General features: G+C 62.6%; 22 protein-coding genes. 15 read left to right on the forward strand and 7 right to left on the reverse strand.

Annotated features, from left to right (window positions below; translation table 11 throughout):
* The first annotated feature begins 37 nt into the window (after positions 1-37).
* The 5 genes from O7A61_RS04925 to O7A61_RS04945 all read left to right on the forward strand — a co-directional run bounded on the left by O7A61_RS04925 (position 38) and on the right by O7A61_RS04945 (position 8,017).
* Positions 38-1,033, forward strand: a complete 996-nt coding sequence (locus tag O7A61_RS04925) for a glycosyltransferase family 2 protein (RefSeq protein ID WP_337128731.1) — start codon at positions 38-40, stop codon at positions 1,031-1,033.
* Between the two features lie 92 nt (positions 1,034-1,125).
* On the forward strand, positions 1,126-2,208 hold the full coding sequence (locus tag O7A61_RS04930; protein ID WP_337128734.1) for a glycosyltransferase family 2 protein: 1,083 nt from the start codon (positions 1,126-1,128) through the stop codon (positions 2,206-2,208).
* A gap of 6 nt (positions 2,209-2,214) precedes the next feature.
* Entirely contained in the window at positions 2,215-5,220 is a 3,006-nt protein-coding gene (locus tag O7A61_RS04935; RefSeq protein ID WP_337128736.1) for a trifunctional glycosyltransferase/class I SAM-dependent methyltransferase/polysaccharide deacetylase, read from the forward strand.
* Positions 5,217-6,206 carry a glycosyltransferase family 2 protein gene (locus O7A61_RS04940; RefSeq protein ID WP_337128738.1) on the forward strand — a complete coding sequence of 330 codons (990 nt, stop codon included), beginning with the start codon at positions 5,217-5,219 and terminating at the stop codon, positions 6,204-6,206. The genes O7A61_RS04935 and O7A61_RS04940 overlap by 4 nt, the downstream gene beginning before the upstream one ends.
* Positions 6,203-8,017 (forward strand): ABC transporter ATP-binding protein, encoded by a 1,815-nt coding sequence (locus O7A61_RS04945; protein WP_337128741.1) that lies wholly within the window; start codon positions 6,203-6,205, stop codon positions 8,015-8,017. The genes O7A61_RS04940 and O7A61_RS04945 overlap by 4 nt, the downstream gene beginning before the upstream one ends.
* A gap of 64 nt (positions 8,018-8,081) precedes the next feature.
* On the opposite strand, the gene galE is transcribed toward O7A61_RS04945, so the two are convergent.
* Together galE and O7A61_RS04955 are read right to left on the reverse strand one after the other, a co-directional pair.
* Positions 8,082-9,056, reverse strand: a complete 975-nt coding sequence (galE, locus tag O7A61_RS04950) for a UDP-glucose 4-epimerase GalE (protein ID WP_337128744.1) — start codon at positions 9,054-9,056, stop codon at positions 8,082-8,084.
* Entirely contained in the window at positions 9,053-10,027 is a 975-nt protein-coding gene (locus O7A61_RS04955; RefSeq protein ID WP_337128747.1) for a UDP-glucuronic acid decarboxylase family protein, read from the reverse strand. Before O7A61_RS04955 ends, galE begins: the two co-directional genes overlap by 4 nt.
* 337 nt (positions 10,028-10,364) lie before the next feature.
* Here O7A61_RS04955 and O7A61_RS04960 point away from each other — a divergent pair, with 337 nt between their 5' ends.
* Entirely contained in the window at positions 10,365-11,861 is a 1,497-nt protein-coding gene (locus O7A61_RS04960) for an aldehyde dehydrogenase family protein (protein ID WP_337128750.1), read from the forward strand.
* Positions 11,862-11,994: 133 nt separating this feature from the next.
* On the forward strand, positions 11,995-12,273 hold the full coding sequence (locus O7A61_RS04965; RefSeq protein ID WP_337128753.1) for a hypothetical protein: 279 nt from the start codon (positions 11,995-11,997) through the stop codon (positions 12,271-12,273).
* Positions 12,274-12,349: 76 nt separating this feature from the next.
* On the opposite strand, the gene O7A61_RS04970 is transcribed toward O7A61_RS04965, so the two are convergent.
* Both O7A61_RS04970 and O7A61_RS04975 read right to left on the reverse strand, forming a co-directional pair.
* The gene (locus O7A61_RS04970; RefSeq protein WP_337128757.1) at positions 12,350-12,850 is read right to left on the reverse strand and encodes a peptide deformylase; all 501 of its coding nucleotides are present in this window, start codon (positions 12,848-12,850) and stop codon (positions 12,350-12,352) included.
* Positions 12,851-12,934: 84 nt separating this feature from the next.
* Positions 12,935-14,020: a CaiB/BaiF CoA transferase family protein gene (locus tag O7A61_RS04975; protein ID WP_337128759.1), complete on the reverse strand. Its 1,086-nt coding sequence runs from the start codon at positions 14,018-14,020 to the stop codon at positions 12,935-12,937.
* Positions 14,021-14,137: 117 nt separating this feature from the next.
* Between O7A61_RS04975 and O7A61_RS04980 the strand changes: the two genes are divergently transcribed.
* From O7A61_RS04980 to O7A61_RS04990, 3 genes are read left to right on the forward strand one after another with little or no spacing between them, the layout of a single operon-like run.
* Complete coding sequence (locus O7A61_RS04980) at positions 14,138-15,160, forward strand: LLM class flavin-dependent oxidoreductase (protein ID WP_337128762.1); 1,023 nt, start codon at positions 14,138-14,140, stop codon at positions 15,158-15,160.
* Positions 15,161-15,208: 48 nt separating this feature from the next.
* Positions 15,209-15,853: a ThuA domain-containing protein gene (locus O7A61_RS04985; protein ID WP_337128764.1), complete on the forward strand. Its 645-nt coding sequence runs from the start codon at positions 15,209-15,211 to the stop codon at positions 15,851-15,853.
* 60 nt (positions 15,854-15,913) lie between these two features.
* On the forward strand, positions 15,914-16,249 hold the full coding sequence (locus O7A61_RS04990) for a hypothetical protein (protein ID WP_027145624.1): 336 nt from the start codon (positions 15,914-15,916) through the stop codon (positions 16,247-16,249).
* A 14-nt stretch (positions 16,250-16,263) separates the two neighbouring features.
* Here the strand turns inward: O7A61_RS04990 and O7A61_RS04995 are convergent, their stop codons facing one another.
* The 3 genes from O7A61_RS04995 to O7A61_RS05005 form a co-directional block, all read right to left on the reverse strand.
* Positions 16,264-16,683, reverse strand: a complete 420-nt coding sequence (locus O7A61_RS04995; protein ID WP_337128766.1) for a VOC family protein — start codon at positions 16,681-16,683, stop codon at positions 16,264-16,266.
* Between the two features lie 52 nt (positions 16,684-16,735).
* Positions 16,736-18,763 (reverse strand): amidase, encoded by a 2,028-nt coding sequence (locus O7A61_RS05000; RefSeq protein WP_337128768.1) that lies wholly within the window; start codon positions 18,761-18,763, stop codon positions 16,736-16,738.
* Positions 18,764-18,863: 100 nt separating this feature from the next.
* Complete coding sequence (locus tag O7A61_RS05005; protein ID WP_337108768.1) at positions 18,864-19,790, reverse strand: LysR substrate-binding domain-containing protein; 927 nt, start codon at positions 19,788-19,790, stop codon at positions 18,864-18,866.
* Positions 19,791-19,874: 84 nt separating this feature from the next.
* Here O7A61_RS05005 and O7A61_RS05010 point away from each other — a divergent pair, with 84 nt between their 5' ends.
* The 5 genes from O7A61_RS05010 to O7A61_RS05030 all read left to right on the forward strand — a co-directional run bounded on the left by O7A61_RS05010 (position 19,875) and on the right by O7A61_RS05030 (position 24,079).
* Positions 19,875-20,705: a class I SAM-dependent methyltransferase gene (locus O7A61_RS05010; RefSeq protein ID WP_337128771.1), complete on the forward strand. Its 831-nt coding sequence runs from the start codon at positions 19,875-19,877 to the stop codon at positions 20,703-20,705.
* An 11-nt stretch (positions 20,706-20,716) separates the two neighbouring features.
* A complete protein-coding gene (locus O7A61_RS05015) occupies positions 20,717-21,226 on the forward strand; it encodes a hypothetical protein (RefSeq protein ID WP_337128773.1) in 510 nt (169 codons plus the stop codon).
* Between the two features lie 25 nt (positions 21,227-21,251).
* Entirely contained in the window at positions 21,252-21,614 is a 363-nt protein-coding gene (locus O7A61_RS05020; RefSeq protein WP_337128775.1) for a hypothetical protein, read from the forward strand.
* A 79-nt stretch (positions 21,615-21,693) separates the two neighbouring features.
* Positions 21,694-21,894: a hypothetical protein gene (locus O7A61_RS05025; RefSeq protein WP_337128777.1), complete on the forward strand. Its 201-nt coding sequence runs from the start codon at positions 21,694-21,696 to the stop codon at positions 21,892-21,894.
* Between the two features lie 481 nt (positions 21,895-22,375).
* On the forward strand, positions 22,376-24,079 hold the full coding sequence (locus tag O7A61_RS05030) for a phospholipase D-like domain-containing protein (protein ID WP_337128780.1): 1,704 nt from the start codon (positions 22,376-22,378) through the stop codon (positions 24,077-24,079).
* The last annotated feature ends 234 nt before the right edge of the window (positions 24,080-24,313 follow it).

Raw genomic sequence — 24,313 nt, forward strand, 5'->3', positions numbered from 1 at the left:
ATAATTTTTCAACCCTTGCGGAGAAAACAAAGTCCCGATGATCTCGGACAAAGCCACAGTTGGCGTCGTGGTGCCGATGTTCAATGCCGAGCGAACCATTCGCTCTACCCTGACCAGCATCTGCCGGCAGAGCTACCAGACATTGGACATCGTCGTGGTCGACGATGGATCGACGGACGGGTCCGCATCGATCGTGGCCTCCTGCGCCGAGAGGGATCGGCGCATACGCCTCATAGGGCAGTCAAATGGCGGTGTCGCGCACGCTCGCAACAGCGGTGCCGCTTCTACTGACGCAGAGTTTCTGGCGTTTGTCGACGCGGATGATCTTTGGGCTCCATCCAAAATAGCACTTCAGTTGGGCACCTTGAGGGACGGTGGCTCGTCAGCAGGCCTGGCCTATTGTTGGTTTGCGCATATCGACGAGGACGATCGGGTGTTCTCGCTGCACAATCAGCCCGATGCCCAAGGTCACGTTCTCCAGCGCATGTGCAGACAAAATTTTGTCGGTAACGGAAGTTCGATGCTTGTCCGCCGCTCCGCATTCGAGCGAGCCGGACAATTCGATCCGTCGCTGCGAGCCAGGAGCGCACAAGGCTGCGAGGACCTTCTGATGTGTCTGAGAATAGCGGAAAGTTACGAGTTCCGCGTCGTGCCCCAGTACCTCGTGGGTTACCGGATGACGAATTTCAACATGTCGAGCGATGTCATGCAGATGCTTCGTTCCTGTGAAATCGTCCTTGCCGAGTTTCGTCGAAAATATCCGCAATTCGAAAGCGATCTCGATGCCCATCTGATCGACATGATCCAGTGGCTTGCCACAAGAGCTTTGATTGAGGGACGGTTTCGCGCGGCCGGCAGCCTGTTGAAGACGTCAGTCACCCTGGACCCGCGCACGACGATTTCGTGTTTGCCCGACATGGTAAACTCATATTGCCGGGCCAGGCTGGTTCCTCGCTGGATCAAGGTTGGCATGAAACGGATGCTACGCACGGACGCCGAGTTTCGGCCTGTTTACGGCGAAATTAGCTGGTGAAGATGTCATCCACCCCAGACGGGCACGCGAATATACTGAAAGCGGAACTGCGCGAGATGTTTGGCGTGGACGGCTGCGCGGGTGTCCGCCATGTGGATTTGGACATCCAAGATGCTCCCGAAGGCTGCGATGCCGGCATGATCGTCTTGTGGCGCGGCGGACTGCCGGTCGGGCATTTGCTCAGGGCGAGCGACGGGGAGTGCCGCATTGCCCCAATGGCGACCGCTCGAGACTCAAGCCTGATTGCACCGGTTCTGGACCTGCCGAGCGCCAGCGTGGTCATCTGCACGCGCGACAGGCCGAACGAATTGCGGCGCTGCCTCGCCTCGCTTCCTCTGCAAACCTTCCCGCCTGAAGAGATCATTGTGGTCGACAACGCATCGAGAGGCAGCGAAACGCGCGAGGTAGCGCTCGCTGCCGGCGCAATCTATGTGCGCGAGGATCGACCTGGCCTGGATATAGCCCGCAACCGGGGAGCCTTGCGTGCAACCTCGCAGATCGTTGCATACACTGATGATGACGTTCTGCTTCATCCGCAATGGCTTGAGCGGCTGGTCACGGCATTCGACAGCCCCTCGATCGGCGCGGTGACGGGCCTCGTATTGCCCGCCGAGCTTGCTACCGAAGCGCAGCGCTATTTCGAGACATTCTGGAGTTTCGGGCAGGGCTATACACCTCGAATTTTCCGCGCGGCCGATTTTTCCGCCAGCAGGCACGAGGTGTTCCCAGCCTGGAAAATCGGGGCCGGCGCCAGCATGGCGTTCCGGCGCGACGTGTTCGACCATGCCGGGTTGTTCGACGAGCGCCTCGACGTCGGTCAGGCCGGATGTTCGGGCGATTCCGAATATTGGTACCGGCTGCTCGCCAATGGATATGACTGCCGTTACCAGCCCACCTCCGTCGCGTTCCATTTCCACAGGCGGACCATGGAAGGCTTGGCCAAGCAAATCTACTCCTACATGCGCGGTCACTCAGCGGCGTTGCTCGTCCAGCACGAACGGACCGGCGTCAAGGCGAATTTGACGCAGGTTCTCAAATGGAAGCCACTTTGGTACCTTGGCAGGGTTCGCAGGAGGCTGCTTGGACGCAGGGTCCCTGAGGACCATTTCCTTTGGCAGGAAATCGCCGGCTATGCTTCGGGAATCCTGTTCTACCTCCGAACCAGGCGCGGGTAAGACGGCGTGGCGCATAATCCCTTGGTTTCAATCGTGGTGCCGGCGCGGAACGCGGGGCTCACGCTGACACAAGCGCTCGATTGCCTCCTCGGTCAGGGCATCGCTGATTGGGAGGCGATCATCATCGACGATGGCTCGACGGATAATACCGCACAAATCATCGCCGGTTATGTTGAGCGCGATGCCCGGTTTCGGACAGCGAACTCTTGTGCCCATAGCGCCGCGGGGGCGCGCAATGAAGGGATTTCGATGGCGCGTGGCCGCTGGCTGATGTTCCTGGATGCGGACGATTGGGTGGACGCCGGCTTCCTCGCAAAGATGCTGGCCGCACTGGAGGCCGCGCCGGATGCCGTGGCTTGCTATTGCGGTTCCCGGCGCGTGATGCCCGATGGCGCACTGACCCCGTCGAGCATCGCGACCGAGGTTGCGATTGAACCCTTCGAGGCATTCGCGCGCCGATGTGCCATCCGCACGCACGCGCTGCTGATCGACCGGGAAACAATCGTCGAGTTGGGCGGCTTTGATGTGTCGCTGCACACCTGCGAGGACTGGGATTTGTGGCAGCGCGTCGCACGTCAAGGCAAACCTTGGGTGATGGTCGACGAGCCGCTCGCTTTTTATCGGGCAAGTCCCAACTCGCTCACCCGCCATTCGAGGCAGATGCTGGCAGACGCGGAAATCGTTATCGCCCGCGGCTTTTCCGCCGACTCCAGGGTCAAGCATCCAGCGTCGGCGCATGCCAATGGGGCGATCTCGGCGGACGGCCGCACCGCTTCCCAAGCACTGGCGTGGTTCGCCTTGTGGAACGCTGCGTCGGATTGCGGCAGCGGTGGTGGCTCGATCGACCCGCGGACCCTGCGTGCGCTCCCGGCCAGATATGATTGGGCGCGTGAGATCGCCAAGGTGGTTTTCGACGGCCTGATGGTGGGAAGCCTATCGGTGCCGGAGCAATTGGCTTCCAGGTGGGACAGGTTCGGCGGCCCCTTGAGCGGGCTGATCATCGACCTCGGCCAAGTCTGGGGCGATCCCGTGGCGGGTCGCCGCGTACAATATCACCTTGAGCAAATGCTTCTCGACTTCGACGATCTTGCCGCGCCGCGCCCGCTGGCGCTAACGCTCGGCATTCGCGTCGATGCTCGAAATCCGACCTCGACCGAATTGCCGGAAGGGATCGATCAAATCTACGCCTACCTGATGATCGACGGCAAGATCGAGGCTCTGGTGCAGTTCGGTGCGCTCGGGAGAGTGACGAGGCGTCATTGGATTGAACTGATTCTGGATTTCGTGACTCCTCAGGAGGTCATACGCGGCCTGTCGGGCTACCAGCGCATGGCGTTTCGCCTCTGGCGGCTGGCGGGCCGATCGCCTGCACCGGATCCACGACAGAACGCCGGAGCCGACAAGCAGGATAAGTTTGCAGCAGACGCATTGCTGTCGGCGGCGGGACGCCGGTCTGATCCGGGCAGCCACTACGACAGACTGGCGCGGTTGGCAGCGGAAGCCGAAGGGCTGGTGCGTTCGAGTGCCGAGGCGATAGAACCTCTTGCGCCGCCGCGCCGTGTCCGGGCCGAGAGTGGGCGCGACAATGATCGCGCGTCGTTCTGGGATCGCCATTTCGCGACTGAGGATCCCTGGAACTACGGCTCGGCCTATGAGCAGGAAAAATACGAGCGGCAGCTCGAAATTCTGCCGGCCGGTCCCATAGGACGGGCGCTTGAACTGGCCTGCGCGGAGGGCCACTTCACGCGGCAACTGGCGCCGCTGGTGGGCCATTTGACCGCAACCGACATTTCCGCCGTAGCCGTCGAACGCGCGCGCGCGCGCTGCTCGGACCAGCCGAATGTCGAGTTCGCCGTGCTGGATTTCGCCGCGGATATCCTGCCGGGTGGAATGGACCTGATCATTTGCTCGGAGGTGCTTTATTTCCTGGACGATCCCGCCGAATTGCGGCAACTCGCCTCAAAACTCGTCGCGGCGTTGGCGCCTGGCGGCAGTCTTGTCAGCGCAAACGCATTCGTGCTTCGGGACAATTTGGAACGGACGGGCTTCGATTGGGATAACAAATTCGGCGCACAGGTGATCTCACAGACGCTGGCGGCGACGGAGGGCCTCGTCCTCGAGCGATCGATCCAGACCGATCTCTACCGCATCGACCGCTTCCGCCGCGTGTCACCTGAGGATGTGGCAACGGAACCGACGATCGACCACGTCCCAATCCGCGCGCCGATCGAAATGGAGGTCGCGCGAAATATCGTCTGGGGCGGGGCGCGGGCGCTGCGCCGCGAGGTCGCGCGCAGCGAGCGGCGGCAACGCATCCCTGTTCTCATGTATCACAGCATCTGCGATGACGGTCCGGCCGCGCTCGCCCGTTATCGGTTGACGCCCGCCGCGTTTGCCGACCAGATGGCATGGCTGCGCGCCAATGGCTTTCACACGATCATTTCCGATCAGCTGGAATGGTTCGTCGCCAACCGCCATCCTTTCGTTGGCCGCCCGGTGCTTATCACCTTCGATGATGGTTTTCAGAACTTTGCCGACCAAACCTGGCCGATCTTGCGAGCCAACGACTTGACCGCGGAAGTGTTCCTGGTGACGGACCTGGTGGGGGAAAGCGCGCAGTGGGATGCCGACCGCGGTCCACCGGCGCCGCTCATGGATGCCGGGACGGTGCGTCGCCTCGCCACCGAAGGTGTATTCTTCGGAAGCCATCTGGCGACGCATCGCGCGATCGATGGTCTTTCGAGCTCCGACCTGGCCGCTGAGCTGTTACGCTCACGGATGTTCATCGAACGGTGGACCGGCCGGCCGACGATGGCGTTCGCGGCACCTTTCTCGGTCACCGACCGACGGCTTGGCCGGCTGGCGAAGGAGTGCGGCTATCGGATCGGCTTTGGCGGCCGACATGGGCCGGCGGACCTCGATTGCGATCCGATCGACCTTCCCCGCATCGAGATTCGCGGCGATCGTTCGCTCGATGACTTTGTTGCCATTATAGAGGCCGTCCTTGAATGAACGGCGAACCGGTCAGCGTCATCATCCCCGCGTACAACGCGCAAGATACGATCGACGAGACGCTCCGCAGCGTTCGTTCGCAGTCCTACAAGGCGCTTGAGATCATTGTCGTCGACGATGGCTCGCGCGACCAGACTGTTGCCATCGCCCGGCGTCACATGGAGATCGACCCGCGCGTGCGGCTGATCGAGCAGGCAAACGCCGGCGTGGCCGCTGCCCGCAACAGGGGATGGCAAGCGGCGCGATCTGATCTGATCGCCTTTGTCGACGCCGACGATCTCTGGGCGCCGACCAAGATCGAGCGGCAGATGGCTGTGCTCGATCGGACGGACGAGAAAGTAGGGCTCGTCTACTGCTGGTATCTGGTGGTCGATGCCCAGAGTGCGGTGACCGATGACCGGCATCGGCCAAACTGGCGGGGCGAAGTGCTTGAACGCCTCTTCCACGGCAATTTCGTTGGTAACGGCAGCGCCGCCCTAGTACGCCGACAGGCACTGATAGACGCCGGCGGTTTCGAGAGCGGGCTGCGAGAGGCCGGTGCGCAGGGTTGTGAAGATATCCTCTTCTATTGTCGCGTCGCCGAAGGGTACCACTTCGAAGTCGTCGAAGAGCCGCTGGTCGGGTATCGCTATCTGCCGGGAAATATGTCGAGCGACATGACTCGCATGCTGCGATCCTGGATGCTCGTGGTGGACGAGATGCTCGGCCGCCACCCGGATGCGGCACCGACGCTGCGTGAGGGCCTGCATTTCTATTCGGCCTGGCTCCTGGAGCGAACGTTGCGTCAGAGGCAACCGCGCTATGTACTCCCGATCCTGTCACTGTTGCTCCGCCACCATCCGGTGATCGCCATGCGGATAATCGCGTTCGATTTGCCGTGGATCGGTACGCATCTGGCCAAGCGTGTCGTGACGAGGCTGGCGCGCGGTCGGGGGCCGATCCGCCCGCGGGTGACCACGCGCTTCCCGATCGGGGACCTGAAATGAGCGACGCCAAGGACGCAATACGCCGCGGTGCGGTCCGTGCTTCGTTGCGCGATCTTTCACACCTGCTTCGCATCGTTGGAAAGCCGCGCTGGGCGACCCCCGTGCTGCTGGCGCTTGGTTTTCTGTCGTCCTTGGCCGAGACGCTCGGCATCACCCTGATCCTGCTGTTCCTCTATCTGGTGTCCAACCGGATCACGGAGGCAGGAGGTGGCCTTCAAGGTCGAGCGCTGGGCCTGGCAGTCGCCTGGTTCGGTAGTCCTACCCGGCTCGCCTTCGCGATCCTGCTGCTCATCCTCGTGCGTGGTGCACTGGCGCTGGTATATTCGTTGATCAGCTCCAGCATTGGTGAACGGATCAGCGAACGGTCGCGAAACCTCGTCCACCAACAATATCTCAGGGTCGCTTTCGGAACCATCCAGCAGCACGAGCAATCGCAACTCATGGAGGTGCTCGGGACGGAATCGTGGTTGGTCGCGCAGGCTTATGGCGCGGTCACCCGGCTCATCATAAATAGCTGCTCGATCTTCGTGTTCGCAGTCTTCCTGCTCACGATCTCCTGGAAGATCCTGCTGATCGCAGCTCTCGGCTCAATTGCGATCTCCTCGATCCTGCGCATCTTTTCGCGGCCCGCGCGTGACCTGGGCCATCAGGTGAAGAAGATCCATCAATCGCTCGGCGAGCACATGCTCATGACGCTCCAGGCGTTGCGCACCATCCGCGCCTACGGACAGGAGGCGCTTCATCAGCGCCGCTTCGTGCAATCGTCGGCGGCCGCGCGCAACGCTTCCTTGTCCATGATCCGCCTGTCGTCATGGATCGGGCCAACCACCGAGATCGGCTACCTCGGAATGTTGGGCTCCATCGTTCTGGTCTCGGGGTGGTGGCACATCAGCTTCGAGGTGACGCTGGCCGCGGTCGCGCTGCTGTATCGATTGCAACCGCATACCCAGGAGTTCGAAAGCAACCTGCTGTTTCTGGCGCAGATGCAGCCGCAACTGCGCTCGGTCCTGGAGATGATCCAGTCCGAAGACAAGGACTATCCATCGCAGGGAACAATCGCGCTCAGGAATTTGGACGCGAGTATCGTCTTCGAGCGCGTAACCTTTGGATATGATCCAAACGCGCCGGTGCTCACGGACCTGTCGCTCGAGATCCCAGCCGGAGTAACCACGGCCCTGATCGGCGCAAGCGGCGCCGGCAAGACCACGATCGTCAATCTCCTCCTGCGGCTATACGAACCGACCTTCGGAGAGATCAAGATCGACGGTACCCGGCTCCAGGATATCAGGCGGGACGATTGGCTTTCCAAGATCGCGGTGACCGGGCAGGACGTCGACCTGGTCGAGGGCACGGTGACGGAGAACATCCGAATGGCCAAGGCCGATGCGACCGAAGAAGAGGTCCTTGCCGCCGCCCGCAGCGCGGGTGTCGCGGCATTCGTCGAGGACCTTCCCGACGGTTACGACACCTGGATCGGACAGGAAGGACTGCGATTTTCCGGTGGCCAGCGTCAGCGCATCGGCCTCGCGCGAGCTGTATTGCGCGATCCGGACTTCCTGATCCTGGACGAGGCGATGAACGCGCTCGACACCGCGCTCGAGGACCAGGTGCGGCGTGCGATTGACAGAAAGCTTGGCAACAGGACCATTTTGCTGATCACGCACCGGATCGAAACGGCGCGTGACGCCGCAAACGTCATTTGGATAGAGGACGGTAGAGTGAACAGCCAAGGGCTCGCTTCTCTCGTCGTTCCTCAATATCAACGTCGCCAGCACGAAATCGTACGTGCCTCGGAGGCCGAGGATAAGTGATCCCTACTTGGGGACGCCGGTTTCCGGATGACGGCGCAGGCCAGCCGGCCGTCTGGCGTAGCTATCACAATCGGCCGCGATACCAAGCCAGTGCCGTCTCGACGATCCTGTCGATTCCAGATTGCTCGGGCACCCAGCCGAGTTCCCGGTGCGCCTTGCCGGCCGCGGCCACGAGCGCCGGCGGGTCGCCAGCCCTGCGCGGACCGTAGACCACCGGAACGCGCGATCCCGAAGCCCGGTTCACCGCATCGACCAGTTCCTTCACCGTCGTTCCGGTTCCGGTTCCGAGATTGTAGACGTCGACACCCTTGTCGCGGAGGAGCTTCTCCCCTGCCAGGACGTGGGCACGCGCGAGATCGGTGACATGGACATAGTCCCGCACCGCGGTTCCATCGCGGGTATCGAAGTCGGTGCCGTTGACGGTAAAGATCCGGCCCGGCCTGACCGCCGCCTCGATAGCGAGCGGTATGACGTGTGTTTCCGGTTCATGCCGTTCACCGATCTCGCCGTCGGGATCGCATCCGGCCGCGTTGAAATACCGGAGTACGACCGCGTTCAGACCATGGGCATGCGACAGGCTGTCCACCATCCGTTCTATGATGAATTTCGACCATCCGTAGGGATTGATGGGCGACTGCGGATGCATTTCGTCAATCGGCGAGCGAAGCGGTACGCCATAAGACGCGCAAGTGCTGGAAAAGATCAGCTTGTCGGCGCCGGCCTTCAGCATTTCCTCGAATAAGACCAGCGAGCCGAAACTGTTGTTTCGGTAATAGAGTTCCGGGCGCTCGACAGACTCGCCCACATAGGCGTAGGCGGCGAAATGCGCCACCACATCGGGCTTGTATTGTCGCAGCGCCGCCGACACGGCCGCGGCGTCGCAAATATCGCCCTCGACGAGCGGCCCCCATTTGACCGCGTCGCGCCAACCGCGCGAGAGATTGTCATATGCAATGACGGACCAGCCGGCTTCGGCGAAAGCCTTGCAACAATGTGATCCGATATAGCCCGCCCCGCCGGTGACCATGACTGTCTTCATTCGGCGGCCGCGGGCTGCAAATGCCCAGACGAAGCCAAGCCTTCGAAATAGGCGATGGTCTTGGCAAGACCATCGCGCAATGCGGTTTTCGGCTTCCAATTCAACTCGTGCAAGGCTGTCCCGATATCGGGTTGCCGCTGTTTTGGATCGTCGATCGGCAGCGGCATGAATTTAATCGTCGACCGGCTTCCAGTGAGCTCGATCACAAGATTGGCGAGTTCGAGCATCGTGAATTCGACCGGATTGCCAAGGTTGATCGGACCGGTAACATCGTCAGCCGTCCGCATCATGCGAACCAGACCTTCGATGAGATCGTCGACATAACAAAATGAACGTGTTTGCTGGCCCGTGCCGTACACTGTTATCGGCTCGTTCTGCAGTGCTTGCACGATGAAGTTGGAAATGACGCGGCCGTCGTCCGGACGCATCCTCGGGCCGTATGTGTTGAAGATGCGCGCGACTTTGATCCGCAGCCTGTGCTGTCGCCAATAGTCGAAAAACAGAGTTTCGGCACATCTTTTGCCTTCGTCATAACAGGAACGAGGTCCTATCGGGTTTACCCGGCCCCAATAGTCCTCGGTCTGCGGGTGAATTTCAGGATCGCCGTAAACTTCCGACGTGGACGCCTGAAGAATTTTTGCGCGAACGCGCTTGGCCAGGCCCAGCATGTTGATTGCCCCGTGGACGCTGGTCTTGGTCGTCTGGACCGGATCGAACTGGTAGTGAACCGGGCTCGCAGGGCAGGCGAGATTGTATATCTCATCAACCTCTACGTAGAGTGGAAACGTGACATCGTGGCGGATGATCTCGAAGGACCTGTTGTCGAGCAAATGCGAGACGTTTCTTCGGCTTCCGGTGAAGAAATTGTCGACACATATAACCTCGTGACCTTCGCCAAGCAGTCGCTCGCACAAGAACGATCCCAGGAAACCCGCGCCTCCAGTGACCAGGATTCGTTTTGCCACCTGCATTTGGGATCTCCAGGCCGATTTAAGATAACTGAGAAGAACTACCCTGACAGTTGGGCGACTTTTCGGCCTACCGCTTTCAATTTACATTACCGACAAGACATGTTGCCTAGGCGCGCACCCAGCTGGCTGGCTAACCGCCTGCTAACCAATTGATTTTCCAAGGGCTCTCCCGCCCTACGGGTCCACCATCAGCCTTGACTTAAGACGCCCGCGCGGGCCGATGCGGATGCGCTGCGTGCCCCCGGGCGTGGCCGCCAAAACGCCTTTTCAGCTTTCCTTGTTTGAGGTCGCCCGCGCCGGGAGTATTAGTCGCCACGGAATTCGTGAGGAGGAAGAGATGACGCTGAGCTTCGACCCGAGGGCGAAGGCCACGACGCTCTATCATGGCGAATTCCGGCCGATGTTCATCGGCGGCAAGTGGGTCGCGGCGCAGTCCGGCGAGGAGATGCAGGCGCTGAACCCGGCGACCGGCGAAGTGCTGGCGACGGTGCCGCGTGGCTCGGCCGTTGATATCGACGCGGCGGTGAGCGCGGCGCGCGCGGCGTTCGAAGGTCCCTGGTCCAAGTTCTCGCCCTACGAGCGGCAATGCGTGCTGCTCAGGATCGCCGACCTGTTCGAGACACATTGGGAAGAACTCAGCGTCACCGACACGCTCGACATGGGACTGCCGATCACGCGCACGCTGGCCAACCGGCGCCGCGTCATCGGCATGCTGCGCTTCTATGGCGGCATGGCGCCCGCGCTGCATGGCGAGGCGATCGACAATTCCATTCCCGGCGAGATCGTCACCTTCACAAGGCGCGAGCCTGTCGGCGTCGTCGGCGCGATCATTCCCTGGAATGCGCCGACCGCTGCCTCGATCTGGAAGATCGCGCCGGCGCTCGCCACGGGCTGCACCATCGTGCTGAAACCCTCGGAGGATGCATCGCTGACGCCGCTGCTGATCGCCCGGCTGATGCAGAAAGCCGGCGTGCCCGACGGCGTCGTCAACATCGTCACCGGAACCGGCGCCGAAGCGGGGGCGCGGCTCGCCGAACACCCCGACGTCAACAAGATCGTCTTCACCGGCTCGACGCTGACAGGCCAAGCGATCGCGCGGGCTGGGGTGACCAATCTCAAGCGGGTTTCGCTGGAGCTGGGCGGCAAGTCACCGATCATCGTCTGCCGCGACGCCGATATCGACAAGGCCGTTCCGATCGCGGCGATGGCGGTGTTCGTGCATTCGGGCCAGATCTGCATTGCCGGCTCGCGCCTGTTCGTGGCGCGCGAAATCCATGACGAATTCGTGCGCCGGCTGGCCGAGTTCGCCGGCAGGCTGCGCGTCGGCCACGGCATCGAGGCGGAAACCGAAATCGGACCTCTCATCAATGCGAGGCAAGCCGGCAAGGTGGAAGGCTACATCAAGGCCGGCAACGACGAAGGCGCCGAACTGGTCGCCGGCGGCTCGCGGCTGACAGGCGAACTCTATGATGGCGGCAACTTCATCGCGCCGACCGTGTTCGGCGCCGTGTCGGACACCATGACCATCGCGCGCGAAGAGATTTTTGGGCCGGTCATCTCGGCGATGCCGTTCGATACGCTCGACGAGGCCGTCGCCCGCGCCAACGCAACGCCTTACGGCCTGGCCGCCGGCATCTTCACCAGCCATCTCGGCACCGCGCACAAGCTGGCGCGCCGCATCAAGGCCGGCTCGGTCTGGGTCAACATGTACCATGCCATCGACCCGGCGGTGCCGTTCGGTGGCATGAAGATGTCCGGCTATGGTCGCGAAGGCGGCGTAGAGCACCTGCATGAATATCTGGAGACCAAGTCGGTCTGGATCCAGACCGACTAGGTCTCCCGACATTCAGGTGAGGCCGGGCGGCATTGCGTCCGGCCGCAAATCGCTGGCAACGCCCTGGTCCAGGAACTTCTCGTCATCTGAGGATTTGAATATAAGATGGAATCCAAACAGAAGGGTGCTTGCGATGACGACCAAACGGTTAGCGATCTGCGCTCTTGCCCTCGCAATGGGCTTCGGCATGTCTCCGTCGGCATTCGCGGGGGCCAAGCACCGTCATTACCAACAGGGCGAACAGGAACGCTACGTTCCCGCGAACGACGATCTCATCGATTTCCTGTTCGGCGGCCCGCGCTATTACGACCAGCAGTTGTTCACGACGGCTGCGGGGGCCTGCTCCTACCACCGGACTGGTCCGGACGGGTTTGCGATAAACAAGATCAACGATCACCACTGCGGGAAATAATCGGCTGCCGGCCATCAGGCCAGCACGGTGGAACGTGACACGATCCGCCGGTGCCGCTTCTCGTGCGGGTAGGCGCCTACGAGGCTCGCATCAGCTTGCCGTAGCGCTTGATCAGCCGGTCGCGCTTGAGGCGCGTCAGCCTGTGCGTCCAGAACAGCCCGTCGAGCTGATCGATCTCATGCTGGTGGCAAACCGCCAGCAGGCCCTCGGCATCCTCGAACCGCTCATTGCCATCCAGATCCTGATAGCGGACGTGTATGCGGGCGTGCCGCTCGATGTCCTCGGTGACGCCGGGCATCGAAACGCTGCCTTCCGCGCGACGGATCATCTCGGTGGAGGCCTGGATGACAGATGGGTTAACATAGACTCCTGGTTCTGCGGCGGAAGGAAGCTGGATCACGACCAGGCGTTTCAAGATGCCGATATGCGGGCCGGTGATGCCGATCCCGGGCGCCGCATGCATGGTGTCGATGAGGTCGCCGGCCAAACCGTGCAGGTCCCTGTCGAACAGCTCTACAGGCTCCGCGACGGCACGGAGGAGGGGATTGGGGAACCTCACGATTGGTCGAACCGCCACTGACCTCGTCCTATCTGCCAATTATCTTCGCCCGGTGAGACCGTAGGCGACCGGCGAACACTGGCATAGCCTGGCACGGCGCCATCACGGTTCCGCCAGGCCCGCACGGATTTCGGCATCGTGTTCGCCGCGCGCCGGGCTCTTGGCCGATGTCTTTTGTTCCCGTCCGGAAAAGCGCGGCGCGGCCGCTGCCTGAAGCGCGCCGTCCACCGTCTGCCACGTGCCACGTGCCGCCATGTGCGGATGCCGGGCGGCTTCATGGGGGCTGAGGACTGGACCGACGCAGGCGTCGGACCCTTCGAACAGTTTGGCCCATTCATCGCGAGGTCTCGTGGCAAAAATCGCCGCAAGCCGGTCGCCGAGCGCCGGCCAGAGATCGCGATCGAACTGGTTGGCGAATTGCGAATCGGCGGCGAGGCCAAGCCTGGCGAGGAAGAGCGCGTAGAATTTCGGCTCGATGCACTGGACGCTGATGAAGCCGTCATCCGATGTCCGGTAGACGCGGCACCAATGCGGTCCATCGAGCAGGGTTTGACCGCGCTCGGCTGCAAGCGCGCCGGACTGGCCGAGCGACATCAGCAGGTTCATCATGTGGGCCGAGCCGTCGACGATCGCGGCATCGACGATGGTGCCTTTGCCGCCGGCGCGGGCATTCATGATGCCGGCGAGCATGCCGATCACCAGGTAGAGCCCGCCGCCGCCTATGTCGCCGACCAGCGTCGGCGGCGCCATGGGCGGTTCTCCCGGCAAGGAGGCGTACCAGAGCGCGCCCGACAGGCCGATATAGTTCATGTCATGCCCGGCGGTGGAGGCCAGCGGTCCCTCCTGGCCCCAGCCGGTCACGCGGCCGTAGACCAGGCGCGGGTTGATCGCGAAGCAGGCCTCCGGGCCGAGCCCGAGACGCTCCATCACGCCGGGCCGGAACCCCTCGATCAGCCCGTCGGCGGTGGCGATGAGGCGCATCAGCACGGCCACGTCGTCATCATTCTTCAGGTCGAGCGCGATGGAGCGCTTGCCGCGATCGAGCAGCGAGCGCTCAGGCTGACCAGGTACAGCTGGGTGCTTGCGGTGGACGACGATGACATCGGCGCCGTGATCGGCGAGCAGCATGCCGGCGAAGGGCGCCGGCCCCAGCGCCTCGATCTCGACGATGCGGATTCCCCTGAGCATCCATCCTCCACAGCGTTGGTGCTTGGTATTGCGAACTTTTGGCACCGAGAGGGCGACGGTGTGTAACCCCGCTCTTTTGCCATTGAAGCACGTGCCGCTCGCATATACTTCACGGCGATGAAGAAAATCGGTTTCCTGTCATTCGGGCACTGGACGCCCTCGTCGCAATCGCAGGTGCGTTCGGCTTCGGACGCGCTGCTGCAATCCATCGATCTCGCGGTCGCGGCCGAGCAGCTCGGCGCGGACGGCGCCTATTTCCGCGTGCATCACTTCGCCCGCCAGCTCGCATCGCCATTCCCGCTGCTGGCGGCCGTCGGCGCCAAGACCAGCCGCATCGAGATCGGTACGGCGGTCATCGATATGCGCTACGAAAATCCGCTTTACATGGCCGAGGATGCGGGTGCCGCCGACATCATCGCCGGCGGGCGTCTGCAGCTCGGCATCAGCCGCGGCTCGCCCGAGCAGGTGATCGATGGCTGGCGTTACTTCGGCTACGTGCCGCAGGAAGGCAAAAGCGACGCCGACATGGCCCGCCACCACGCCGAGGTTTTTCTCGATACGCTGCGTGGCGAAGGCTTCGCCCAACCTAATCCAAGGCCGATGTTTCCCAATCCGCCCGGCCTGCTCAGGCTCGAGCCGCATTCGGAGGGCTTGCGCGAGCGCATCTGGTGGGGCGCGGCCACCAACGCAACCTCGCAATGGGCGGCGAAGCTCGGCATGAATTTGCAGAGCTCGACGTTGAAATTCGACGAGAGCGGCAAGCCGTTCCATGTCCAACAGGCCGAGCAGATCCGCATCTATCGCGAGGCGTGGGAGGCGGCCGGACATGAACGCGAACCGCGCGTTTCGGTCAGCCGCAGCATCTTCGCGCTGGTCGACGATCGCGACCGCGCCTATTTCGGCCGCGGCAATGAGAGCCGCGACCAGATCGGCTTTATCGAGGAGAATACGCGAGCGATCTTCGGCCGCAGCTACGCCGCCGAGCCGGACGTGCTGATCAAGGAGCTTGCGCAGGACGAGGCGATCGCCGAGGCCGATACGCTGCTGCTCACGGTTCCCAACCAGCTCGGCGTCGACTACAACGCCCATGTCATCGAGGCGATCCTCACCCATGTCGCGCCGGCGGTCGGCTGGCGCTGACCATGCGGCGAGCGGTCGTCGGTCTAATGGATCGAGGGAGGTTGCCGCATGTCGAAGAGAGCCCTGATTGCCTGGGGCGGCTGGGAAGGCCACACACCGGAGCGCAGCGCCAACGTCGTGCGCGATATGCTCGAGCGTAACGGGTTCGCGGTCACGCTCGGCCACGGCACGGCGATGTTCGCCGATCCGGAGTTATCCTCGTTCGACCTCATCGTGCCTGTCATCACCATGTCGACGATTGAAAAGGCCGAACTGAAGAACCTGACGCAGGCGGTTCGCCAAGGGAGCGGGCTCGGCGGTTTTCACGGCACGATGGGCGACAGTTTTCGCAATGAGCCGGACTACCAGTTCATGACCGGCGGCCAATGGGTCGCGCATCCCGGCGACATCATCGACTATCGTGTCGTCATCGCCCGGCCGGACGATCCGATCACCAGCGGCATCAGTGGTTTCGCCTACCGGTCGGAGCAATATTACATGCATGTCGACCCGGGCAACGAGGTGCTGGCGACAACCACCTTCACCGACGCGCATTTCCCCGGGATTGGCGGCGTCATCATGCCGGTCGTCTGGAAGCGCCGCTATGGCGCCGGCAAGGTCTTTTACAGTTCGCTTGGCCACACGGCGGACGAGTTCGCGGTGCCGGAAATGGCGCTGATTGCCGAGCGCGGTTTGCTGTGGGCCGCGCGCTAGCCGTAAGCGCGGTTTCATGAAATCCTGGGCTTAGGTCGGAGGAGATGCGCGGAGACGGTGATGGACACCCGGGATAGCTGGTCAGCGTCCGAAAAGAAGATCGCGCGCCGGGCGTTCGATGCGGCGTTGGAGGTGGCGCTGGCAAAGACGATGGCCGAGTTCAAGAGCAAGGCCAGTGCAGCGACGCAACCTTCCGAGATGTGGGAGGTCGAGGATTTTTTGCGGGAACAGCGACGGGAGATCGACTGGATGTTCGACTACCGTTACTCCCAGCTTCTGGACGTGTTTACCCGTCTCATTCTCGCAGGGCATATGGACGAAGCTCTCATCTCCGGCTTGTCGCAAGACAAGCTGGAAACGATCCGCTCGTACCTTGCCTATGCCGCAAAGCGTTAAATCTTGATCAGGCTCTACCAGTCGGCGACCCGATCGCCGCCGGTGAATTGCGCGCTTTTGCCGGTGTATTCGAACAGTTCGATCTTCACGCCGTTGGGGTCGCGCAGCCAGGCCTGGTAGGTGTCGTCGCAGGCGAGTTTCTTGGCGGTGACGTCGACGTCCATGGACGTGATGTGGGCGATCGCGGCGTCGATGTTCTCGACCTCCAGGCAGAAATGGTTGATCTGGTCCGTCTCGCTAAAACGCGCCCCATCCTTCTGGAAAACCTCGACATGGCTGCGGCCGCCACAATTGAGGTAGAACCCGAAAACCGCTCCGTCGCGCAGGAAGTTGAACTGGATTTTCATGCCCAGGACATCGCGATAGAAGCGCCGCGTCTCCTCGAGGTCGTTGGCGAAGATGCAGACATGGGCGAGTTGCTTGACTTTGATCATGGCTGGGTCCTGTGGTCTGGCCGGTTGCGCAGGCGGCCCGTACAGCGCATCATCACCCGATTCCGCCGGTAACCGCATAGGCGCCGGCGGTGCTCCCATCCGGCAGCCGCACCACAGCGCTCACGATCGAGCCGTAGGAGCCGCGCCAGACACTGTGGAGCCGCTGGTGCTCGGCGGTCGGGACGAGCGTATGCCCGGTGAAGCGCGCACCGCTGCGTTGCATCGCGACGGGCTCTCCGTTGACATGGACGTTGATGACGGCGTCCCCGGTTTCGCGTTCGTCGACAGGCAGGTCAATCGTGACGGTGATCTCATCCTGATCGCCAGAATTGATCGTCTCGGCCGCAAGCTTGATGGTGAGCGCAGGCGCCTTGCCATTGCCGGCTCGGCTGGGTCGGCCTGAAAACACATCGCCGGCCAGCTCGGGCGTGCGCGGCGGGCGGGTGCGGCGCTGGGTCGATTGTTCGAAATCGCCGGCCATGCGCAGCAGCCTTTCGTCGTCATAGGCCTTGCCGGCGAAGGTCAGGCCGACCGGCATGCCGATGTCGGCCATGGTGCCCATCGGCACGGTGACGGTCGGAATGCCGAAATGGCGCCAGACCAGATTACCATTGGCGACCCAGGTGCCGTTGCGCCAGGCAAGATCGGCGGACGCTTCGTTGACGTCGGCGTCGGCCGGGCCGACATCGGCGGCGGCGGGCAGCACCACGGCGTCGAGGCGGTTGGCGTCGAGCCAGTCCTCGAAATCGACGCGCCTTGTCGTCTCCAGCCCCTTGATGCCGTCCTCCAGCGTGGGAATGTCGGCCAAGGGCGTGACGCCCGATTTCGCGCGCTCGACATACTCCGCCAGATCGAAGCCGCCCTCATAGCGGTCGGGCAGCGTGCCCGGCGGCTGCGGGAAAATCCTGGGACCGTCGACGGAGACGAGATCGGGTAAAGCGGGGTCGGCATTGGCGCGCAGGAAATCGTCCCAGCCCCAGATGCTGAGGTCCCAGAGTTCGCGGTCGGCGAAATCCCGCGGCACCAGTCCGCGCTCGACCATGGTTCGCGCGCCGGGGCGGTCACGCTCGTAGTTGGAGACCACGGGAAAATCGACCTCGACCACCTCGGCGCCGAGCCGCCGCAGATCCGCAGCCGCTTGCTCCCACAGGGCGAGCACCGAGGCGCGGGTTTCGATTGGCCGGTCGGCCTCGCTGTCGCAGCCGATATACAGTCTGGGTACGCCGAGCCGCATGCCTTTCAGCGATCCGGCAAGCGCTAGATTCGTATAGCGGGGCGGGCGTAGCTCGGAACTCCTGGGCAGCGCGACCCAGGGCTGGACGCGCCAGAAATCGCCACGCGTTTCCGGATCGTCGGCGACGATGACGTCGAGCAGTTCCAGCATGTCGGGTACGCTGCGCGTGTGCGGCACCACCACGTCCATGGTCGGCACCAAGGGCCAGTTGCCGCGCACCGAGATCACGCCACGCGAGGGCGTGTAGGCGACGAGCGCATTGTTGGTGGCCGGCGCGCGGCCGGATGACCAGGTTTCCTCGCCGAGCCCGAAGGCGCAGAAGCTGGCCGCCGTCGCGGTGCCCGAGCCATTGGAGGAGCCCGACGCGAAGGCGGCGGTCAGATAATCGGCGTTGTAGGGGCTTTCGGCGCGGCCATAGACGCCGCGCTGCATGCCGCCATTGGCCATCGGCGGCATGTTGGTGAGGCCGATCAGCACCGCGCCGCCGGCACGCAGCCGGGCGATGGTGAAGGCGTCCTCGTTGGCGACGAGATGCTCGAAGGCCGGCGATCCGGCGGCGACCGTCAGGCCCTTGACCTTGTAGCTGTCCTTGGCGGTGTAGGGGATGCCGTCGAGCGGCCCGAGCGTCTTTCCTAGCCGGCGCCGCTGGTCGGAAGCGGCGGCATCCTCGAACATGGCAGGGTTGAGCACGGGCACGGCGTTCAGCGCGATGCCATGCCGGTCGAAATGCGCGATGCGCCTGAGATAGGCCGCGACCAGCTCGATGCTGGTGACGAGTCCGTCATCGAGCGCGCGCCGCAGTTGGTCGATCGTCGCTTCGACGAGATGAAGGCTGGCATCGGTCATCTTTGGTCCCGGGCGGTTGTTTGTTCGCCATGTGTCTGTACGCCATGGATGAGCGAGGCCGCTGGCTTCGGCAAGCGCCAATCGCAATTCGTTGGTGGGCTCAGGCGCGTGCCTCGGCGTCGCCTCGGTGCCTGACATGGTCGATGAACGCGCGCAGCTTGGGCAAGACCTGGCGCTTCCCCGGGTAGTACAGGAAAAGCCCAGGCAAGGTCACGGCAAAGGACCTCAGCACCTCCTGCAACCGGCCGTCAGCGACCGGCACGCTGGCGAGCGGCTGGGGCACCTGGGCAAGGCCGGCCCCTTGCATCGCCGCGCCCAGAAGCGTCGGATAATCATGCGCGATCAGCGGCCCGGAGACGATGGCCTCGACCGACTTGTTGCCGTCGACAAAGGGCCAGGGCGCGATCGATCCGTTTGACCGGCGCATGCGCAGGCAGGCATGGCTGCGCAGATCCTCGATGCGTTGCGGCACGTTCCGCTGGCGCAGATAATCAGGGCTGCCGACGACCACGAATGGCAGCGGCGGCGTCAAGCGCACCGCGATCATGTCGGCGGCGACAAATTCGCCGGGCCGGATGCCGGCGTCGAAGCCCTCGGCGGCAAGATCGACGAGTTCTCCACTGGCGACGATCTCCAGCTCGATTTCCGGATAGGCCTGGCAGAAGGATGCGATGAGCGGCTCCAGCAGGATCGGCACCACCGACGGCGGTACCGAGAGGCGCAGCAGCCCGGTCGGCCGCTGGCCGAGGTCGCGCGCCACCTCGCTCGCGGCGACCAGTTCCTCGAATGCAGGTCCGGCACGTGACAGAAAGCGCTCCCCGGCTTCGGTCAGGCCGACGCTGCGCGTCGTGCGGATGAAGAGCGCGGCGCCGATGCGGGCCTCGAGCGTGCGGATCGCCTGGCTCATCGCCGACGGCGTTACCTTGAGCTCGGCCGCCGCCTTGCGGAAATTACGATGCCGGGCGACGCTCAGGAAGGCCTCTACGCCGTCGAGCGCTCCCTGCCTGACTGTGAAGTTCTGCTTCATGGCGCATCGACATTATCGCGGATAGTCGCGGTTAGAAAGCGCCTCTATCTCTGCGGCAACGACGGAAATCCAGAGGAAACCGCAATGACGGATAATCTCGACGCAGTGCGCGCTCACTACCGCGCGAGCGGCCTGACCGAGCGTCTCAAGACGGCACTGGCCGCTTTGGGACCGGAGGATCAACGGCTCATGCCGGAGCAACTGGCGGGGCTCGACCAATTCCACACCCGCGGGCTCGCGGCGACCGCCGAGCTTGCCGGGTTGGCCGGAATTGGCCCGGAAACGATCGTCCTTGATGTCGGATCGGGGCTCGGTGGGCCGGCCCGTTTCCTGGCGGCGACCCATGGCTGCCGGGTGACAGGCGTAGACCTCAGCGAGCCGTTCGTCGAGGCCGCGCACTATCTGACCGAACGAATGGGGCTGGGCGGACAGGTGACGTTCGAGGGCGCCAGCGCACTGGCGCTTCCCTTCGACGACAGCCATTTCGATGTCGTGTTGCTGCAGCACGTGGCGATGAACATCACCGAGCGCGGACGGCTCTATGACGAGATCAGGCGGGTGCTTAAGCCGGGCGGCAGGTTTACCACCTACGACGTCGTGTTGAACGGCGGCGATCCGCACTATCCCGTTCCCTGGGCACGAAGCCCGGCGGAGAGTTTCTTGCTCACCGCGGCTGAAACGCTAGCGCGGATCGAGCAGGCAGGCTTTGAAACGCTGGTATGGCAAGACGACACCGAGGCAGCCAAGGCGTGGTTTTCGCAATTGCGGGCGTCCGGACCGCCCCCTTCGCTCAATCTCGGCCTCGTCATGGGGCCGGACTTCGCGGGAGTTGCCGCCAACCTCGGACGCAATCTCGGGGAAGGCCGGCTGGGCATCCTGACCGCCGTCTTCGAAGCCATTCCGGGCAAGGCTTGAAGGAGGCAGGAATGTCACCGGCCATGATCTTCGACATCCATCTCGCTCTGGGCTACGTGCCATGGTTGCTGTGCTTCGGCGCCTATGCCTGGCCCAGGCTCAAAGCGACGGACCACCTCGAGGCGCAACGCGCCATCGCCACGCTGCACAGCTTCCGCTTCTTCGGGCTTGTCTTCATGCTTCCAGGTGTCGTCGGGCCCAATCTGCCGGCTGGTTTCGCCGTCCTCGCGGCCTATGGTGACTTCGCCACCGGCCTGCTGGCCATGCTGGCGCTTCTCACGGCACGCAGACATCAGCTATTCTGGCCGCTTGTCATCGCCTTCAATCTCGTGGGAGCCGTCGACATCGTCGTCGACTATTATCAAGGGGTCCAACTCGCCCTTCCCGATCTGGCAGGGGAACTGGGGGCGGCCTACGCGATCCCGATCCTCTATGTGCCGCTTCTGATGATCACGCACATCGCCGCGTTCTATCTGCTGATGCGTCGCCGGCCCGAGGCGGTTCAGGGCTCCCACCCCTGATGAGGAGGGACGGCATCGGCCTCAGTTGCCGCCTGCCTCCTTCATCTTCTCGATGATTTCGGCCATCAGCGGCGGCCCTCGGGAAAAATCGATTTTTTATGCAACCTCTGATGGGCGCGTGCGTTACACGGCTTCCGGGGGAAGTGAGGTTTGCGATTTGGAGCGTTTCGAGATCCTGTACGAGCCGACAGGCACGTTTTCCATTTTCGACAGATACACCGAATTGCCGGTTGCGGTGGAAGGCAGGGCTTTGATCGGGCTCTGTCGGCACGAAGTGCCGCTCGCCCTGCTCGCCGTCATGGAACCCGACGACAGCGGGGTGCCGTCGCTCTCGCTGTTGAGCGGCTGTCGACCATACGAATATCAACGAGACGACTTGCAAGCGTGAATGAATGCTCGCATAAGTTGTGACAAGGCATACAGCATGAAAGAAAATGGTGCCGTTGTCAAAGCATGAAGGGGGAATCATGCCCGATCAGAATGCGCTTATCCGCGCAACTATCGCACGGCTGCTCTCGGAGAAAACCGGGGTCGCCGTGATTTCGATGAAGGAGAGTATCGAGGAACTGCCGGCGACAGCCCGCAAGGCCCAGACCATTGAAACCCTGCAGGATCTGCTGCTGGAAATGGCAGAGGAGCGTGGAATGATGGTGGAGCTCGATCTTTAGCTCCGAACCCAATCGACATTCTGATCGGGTTCGGACCCGGCATGCGTGCTGTTTCGTGCGGCCGAAGGGATTCCTTCAAAACGCAATGTCGTCCGCGCTTCGGATCGGGCGGGAGGGGCGCGGCAGGAAACGACCGGCGCGTCCATGGTACCATAGGAAATAAATCCGCCCAATATTTGGGCTCTTCTTGCCCGGAACGCCGGCGCGAGCAGTCCAGGCAATAACCTACCTCTGCAATACGCTTGGCACAAGCTTCGAGTTCGGATGAGGCAAAGGTTGAGTTTTGAGCTTTAATAAGCCGGCGAAATTATGCGGTGAGGAATGTTGCCAATTTTATTGAAAAGACGGCAATTTAGATGCATTTTTCGCCGCTCTTTCGTTTGCTGGACTCTCGAATGAAAGCTTTTCTATACTGACTGATCCAGTGCTGATACTGTTGTAGGGACGATAAGAAGCCCTGACAGCGGCGAGGGAGGCTTATGTGGCCGATATCATCTTGAAAGTGTTTGCAAATGCCGACGATGTGCATCTCGTCTGGTCGCATCAGGAGGACATTGAGGGATGTCTGGGATTTGCCATCCAGTGCCGCCGCGGCGCCTCCGCCCCCAACTATCTGTCGAACCGCGTCGGGTTCGAGGACGATACGGAGGTCGACAAGGACGGCAACCGGATCGCCTCGCGTTCCTCGCGGATCTGGCCATTCCAACGCTATGACTGGACAGACCACGCCGCCGACCTTGGCGACGTCATTGCCTATCGTATCGTCGCGAGGGTCAAGGGTGCCGCCGGCGCGCTGGAAGACGGGCCGGCGAGCGAATGGTCCGAAATGCTGACGCTTTCCGCCGATTGCGGCGACGGTGCCAGTGTCCACTTCAACCGGGGTTATGTGCTGTCGCAGTTCATGGCGCGTTACATGAAGCGCAAGGGGATCACGCTCAAGGAGTTGAAGGAAACCGCCGTCATCGTCAGCAAGAATGTCGACCGTGAGGCGAGGGCCTTTCTGGGCGGCACTTTGCGCGAAACGATGCTGAAGATGATGGCCGAGGTCGCAGCCGATGAGGAGCTGGAGCTGCATGCCGCGCTCTATGAGCTCAGCGACGAGGAACTCATCGACGGGCTCTGCACCATCGGCAAACGGGCGAAGATCGTCCTGGCGAATGGAAGCGTCGATGCCGAGGGCGAGGACGAAAACGCGGATGCGCGGGCGCGTCTGCGCGGCGCGGATGTCGTCGTGCACGACCGCTTCCTCGCGCCGAAAGCACTGGCCCACAACAAGTTCCTGGTCATCGGGCGCGCTGCGGATGACAAGTTCGAGCCGGCCAAGGTGTGGACCGGGAGCACGAACTGGACACCGACCGGTCTCTGCACGCAGCTCAACAATGGCATCATGCTCGAGCATCCGGTGCTGGCAAAGCGGTATGAAGCGCAGTTCAACCTGCTGGTCGACGCAAAGAGCGCGGTTTCCGACGACCTGCTGCGATCCAATAATTCGCCCGAGCAAGGCATCGCGTTCGGTGCCGGCACCCTCGACAGCTGGTTCTCGAGCCTGAGCGATGAAATCGACATCAAGGAACTCGTCAAACTGGTGGAAAGTGCGCAGCATGGGGTCTTCTTCGTGATGTTTCAGCCGGGCAACGAGCCGGTGCGAACATTGCTCAGGCTTCAGAAGGAGAAGAAGCTCTATGTGCGCGGCGTCGCGACCCGATTTACCGGCAAGGGTCTCGAGGAGTTCAAGCTGCTGAAGGCGAAGCCAGAGGATTTTTTCCTCGATGCGGCGCAGGACACCGGGGTTGAGAAATCGGTTGGGCAATGGGCCGTGGAAGGCACGGCTGCCGACTTCTTCTCGGCCATAGGTCACGCCATCACCCATTCAAAAGTGCTGGTGATCGATCCATTCAGCGACGATCCCATCGTCGTCACGGGCTCACATAATTTTTCGCACTCGGCGAGTGCCGCCAACGACGAGAACTTCATCGTCATTCGGGGCCACAAGAAGATCGCCATGCACTACGCCATCAACGCCATGCAGACCTACAGCCACTATCGCTGGCGTGCCTATCTCGCGGAGGCGGCCAAGGAGAAGAAGGATCCCTTCCAATATCTGTCGCGTGACCCGGGCTGGCAAAAGCGCCGGACCACCGGCGAGACCAAGCGCATGCTGGCGTTCTGGATGGCAGGCACCTAGTCTAGAGCAATTCAGGGAATGGCGCGTCGCCTTTCCCGGCAGTTGTAAAAACAAAGGGTTAGAGCCGTTTGCCGTTAGCGGGAGACGGCGAGCGGCTCAGCGTACCGTCGCCGTAGATCATGCGGCCGGCGCGGAAGGTTGCGCGCACACGTGGCACCGGCTGGCGGTCGGCGACGACGAGATCGGCCAGAAGCCCGGCTTCGATGGCGCCTCGATCGGTGAGCCCGAGCGCCG

Source organism: Mesorhizobium sp. Cs1321R2N1 (assembly GCF_037179725.1).
GTDB lineage: Bacteria > Pseudomonadota > Alphaproteobacteria > Rhizobiales > Rhizobiaceae > Mesorhizobium > Mesorhizobium salmacidum.

Bases quoted from the DNA above. Each gene is read 5' to 3' on its own strand.
- O7A61_RS05010 (WP_337128771.1), top strand. From the start codon at position 19,875: ATGACGGATAATCTCGACGCAGTGCGCGCTCACTACCGCGCGAGCGGC.
- O7A61_RS04995 (WP_337128766.1), bottom strand. From the start codon at position 16,683: ATGATCAAAGTCAAGCAACTCGCCCATGTCTGCATCTTCGCCAACGAC.
- galE (WP_337128744.1), bottom strand. From the start codon at position 9,056: ATGAAGACAGTCATGGTCACCGGCGGGGCGGGCTATATCGGATCACAT.
- O7A61_RS05025 (WP_337128777.1), top strand. From the start codon at position 21,694: ATGCCCGATCAGAATGCGCTTATCCGCGCAACTATCGCACGGCTGCTC.
- O7A61_RS04940 (WP_337128738.1), top strand. From the start codon at position 5,217: ATGAACGGCGAACCGGTCAGCGTCATCATCCCCGCGTACAACGCGCAA.
- O7A61_RS04925 (WP_337128731.1), top strand. From the start codon at position 38: ATGATCTCGGACAAAGCCACAGTTGGCGTCGTGGTGCCGATGTTCAAT.
- O7A61_RS04965 (WP_337128753.1), top strand. From the start codon at position 11,995: ATGACGACCAAACGGTTAGCGATCTGCGCTCTTGCCCTCGCAATGGGC.
- O7A61_RS05015 (WP_337128773.1), top strand. From the start codon at position 20,717: ATGTCACCGGCCATGATCTTCGACATCCATCTCGCTCTGGGCTACGTG.
- O7A61_RS05000 (WP_337128768.1), bottom strand. From the start codon at position 18,763: ATGACCGATGCCAGCCTTCATCTCGTCGAAGCGACGATCGACCAACTG.
- O7A61_RS04945 (WP_337128741.1), top strand. From the start codon at position 6,203: ATGAGCGACGCCAAGGACGCAATACGCCGCGGTGCGGTCCGTGCTTCG.
- O7A61_RS04960 (WP_337128750.1), top strand. From the start codon at position 10,365: ATGACGCTGAGCTTCGACCCGAGGGCGAAGGCCACGACGCTCTATCAT.
- O7A61_RS04990 (WP_027145624.1), top strand. From the start codon at position 15,914: ATGGACACCCGGGATAGCTGGTCAGCGTCCGAAAAGAAGATCGCGCGC.
- O7A61_RS04980 (WP_337128762.1), top strand. From the start codon at position 14,138: ATGAAGAAAATCGGTTTCCTGTCATTCGGGCACTGGACGCCCTCGTCG.
- O7A61_RS05005 (WP_337108768.1), bottom strand. From the start codon at position 19,790: ATGAAGCAGAACTTCACAGTCAGGCAGGGAGCGCTCGACGGCGTAGAG.
- O7A61_RS04975 (WP_337128759.1), bottom strand. From the start codon at position 14,020: ATGCTCAGGGGAATCCGCATCGTCGAGATCGAGGCGCTGGGGCCGGCG.
- O7A61_RS04985 (WP_337128764.1), top strand. From the start codon at position 15,209: ATGTCGAAGAGAGCCCTGATTGCCTGGGGCGGCTGGGAAGGCCACACA.
- O7A61_RS04955 (WP_337128747.1), bottom strand. From the start codon at position 10,027: ATGCAGGTGGCAAAACGAATCCTGGTCACTGGAGGCGCGGGTTTCCTG.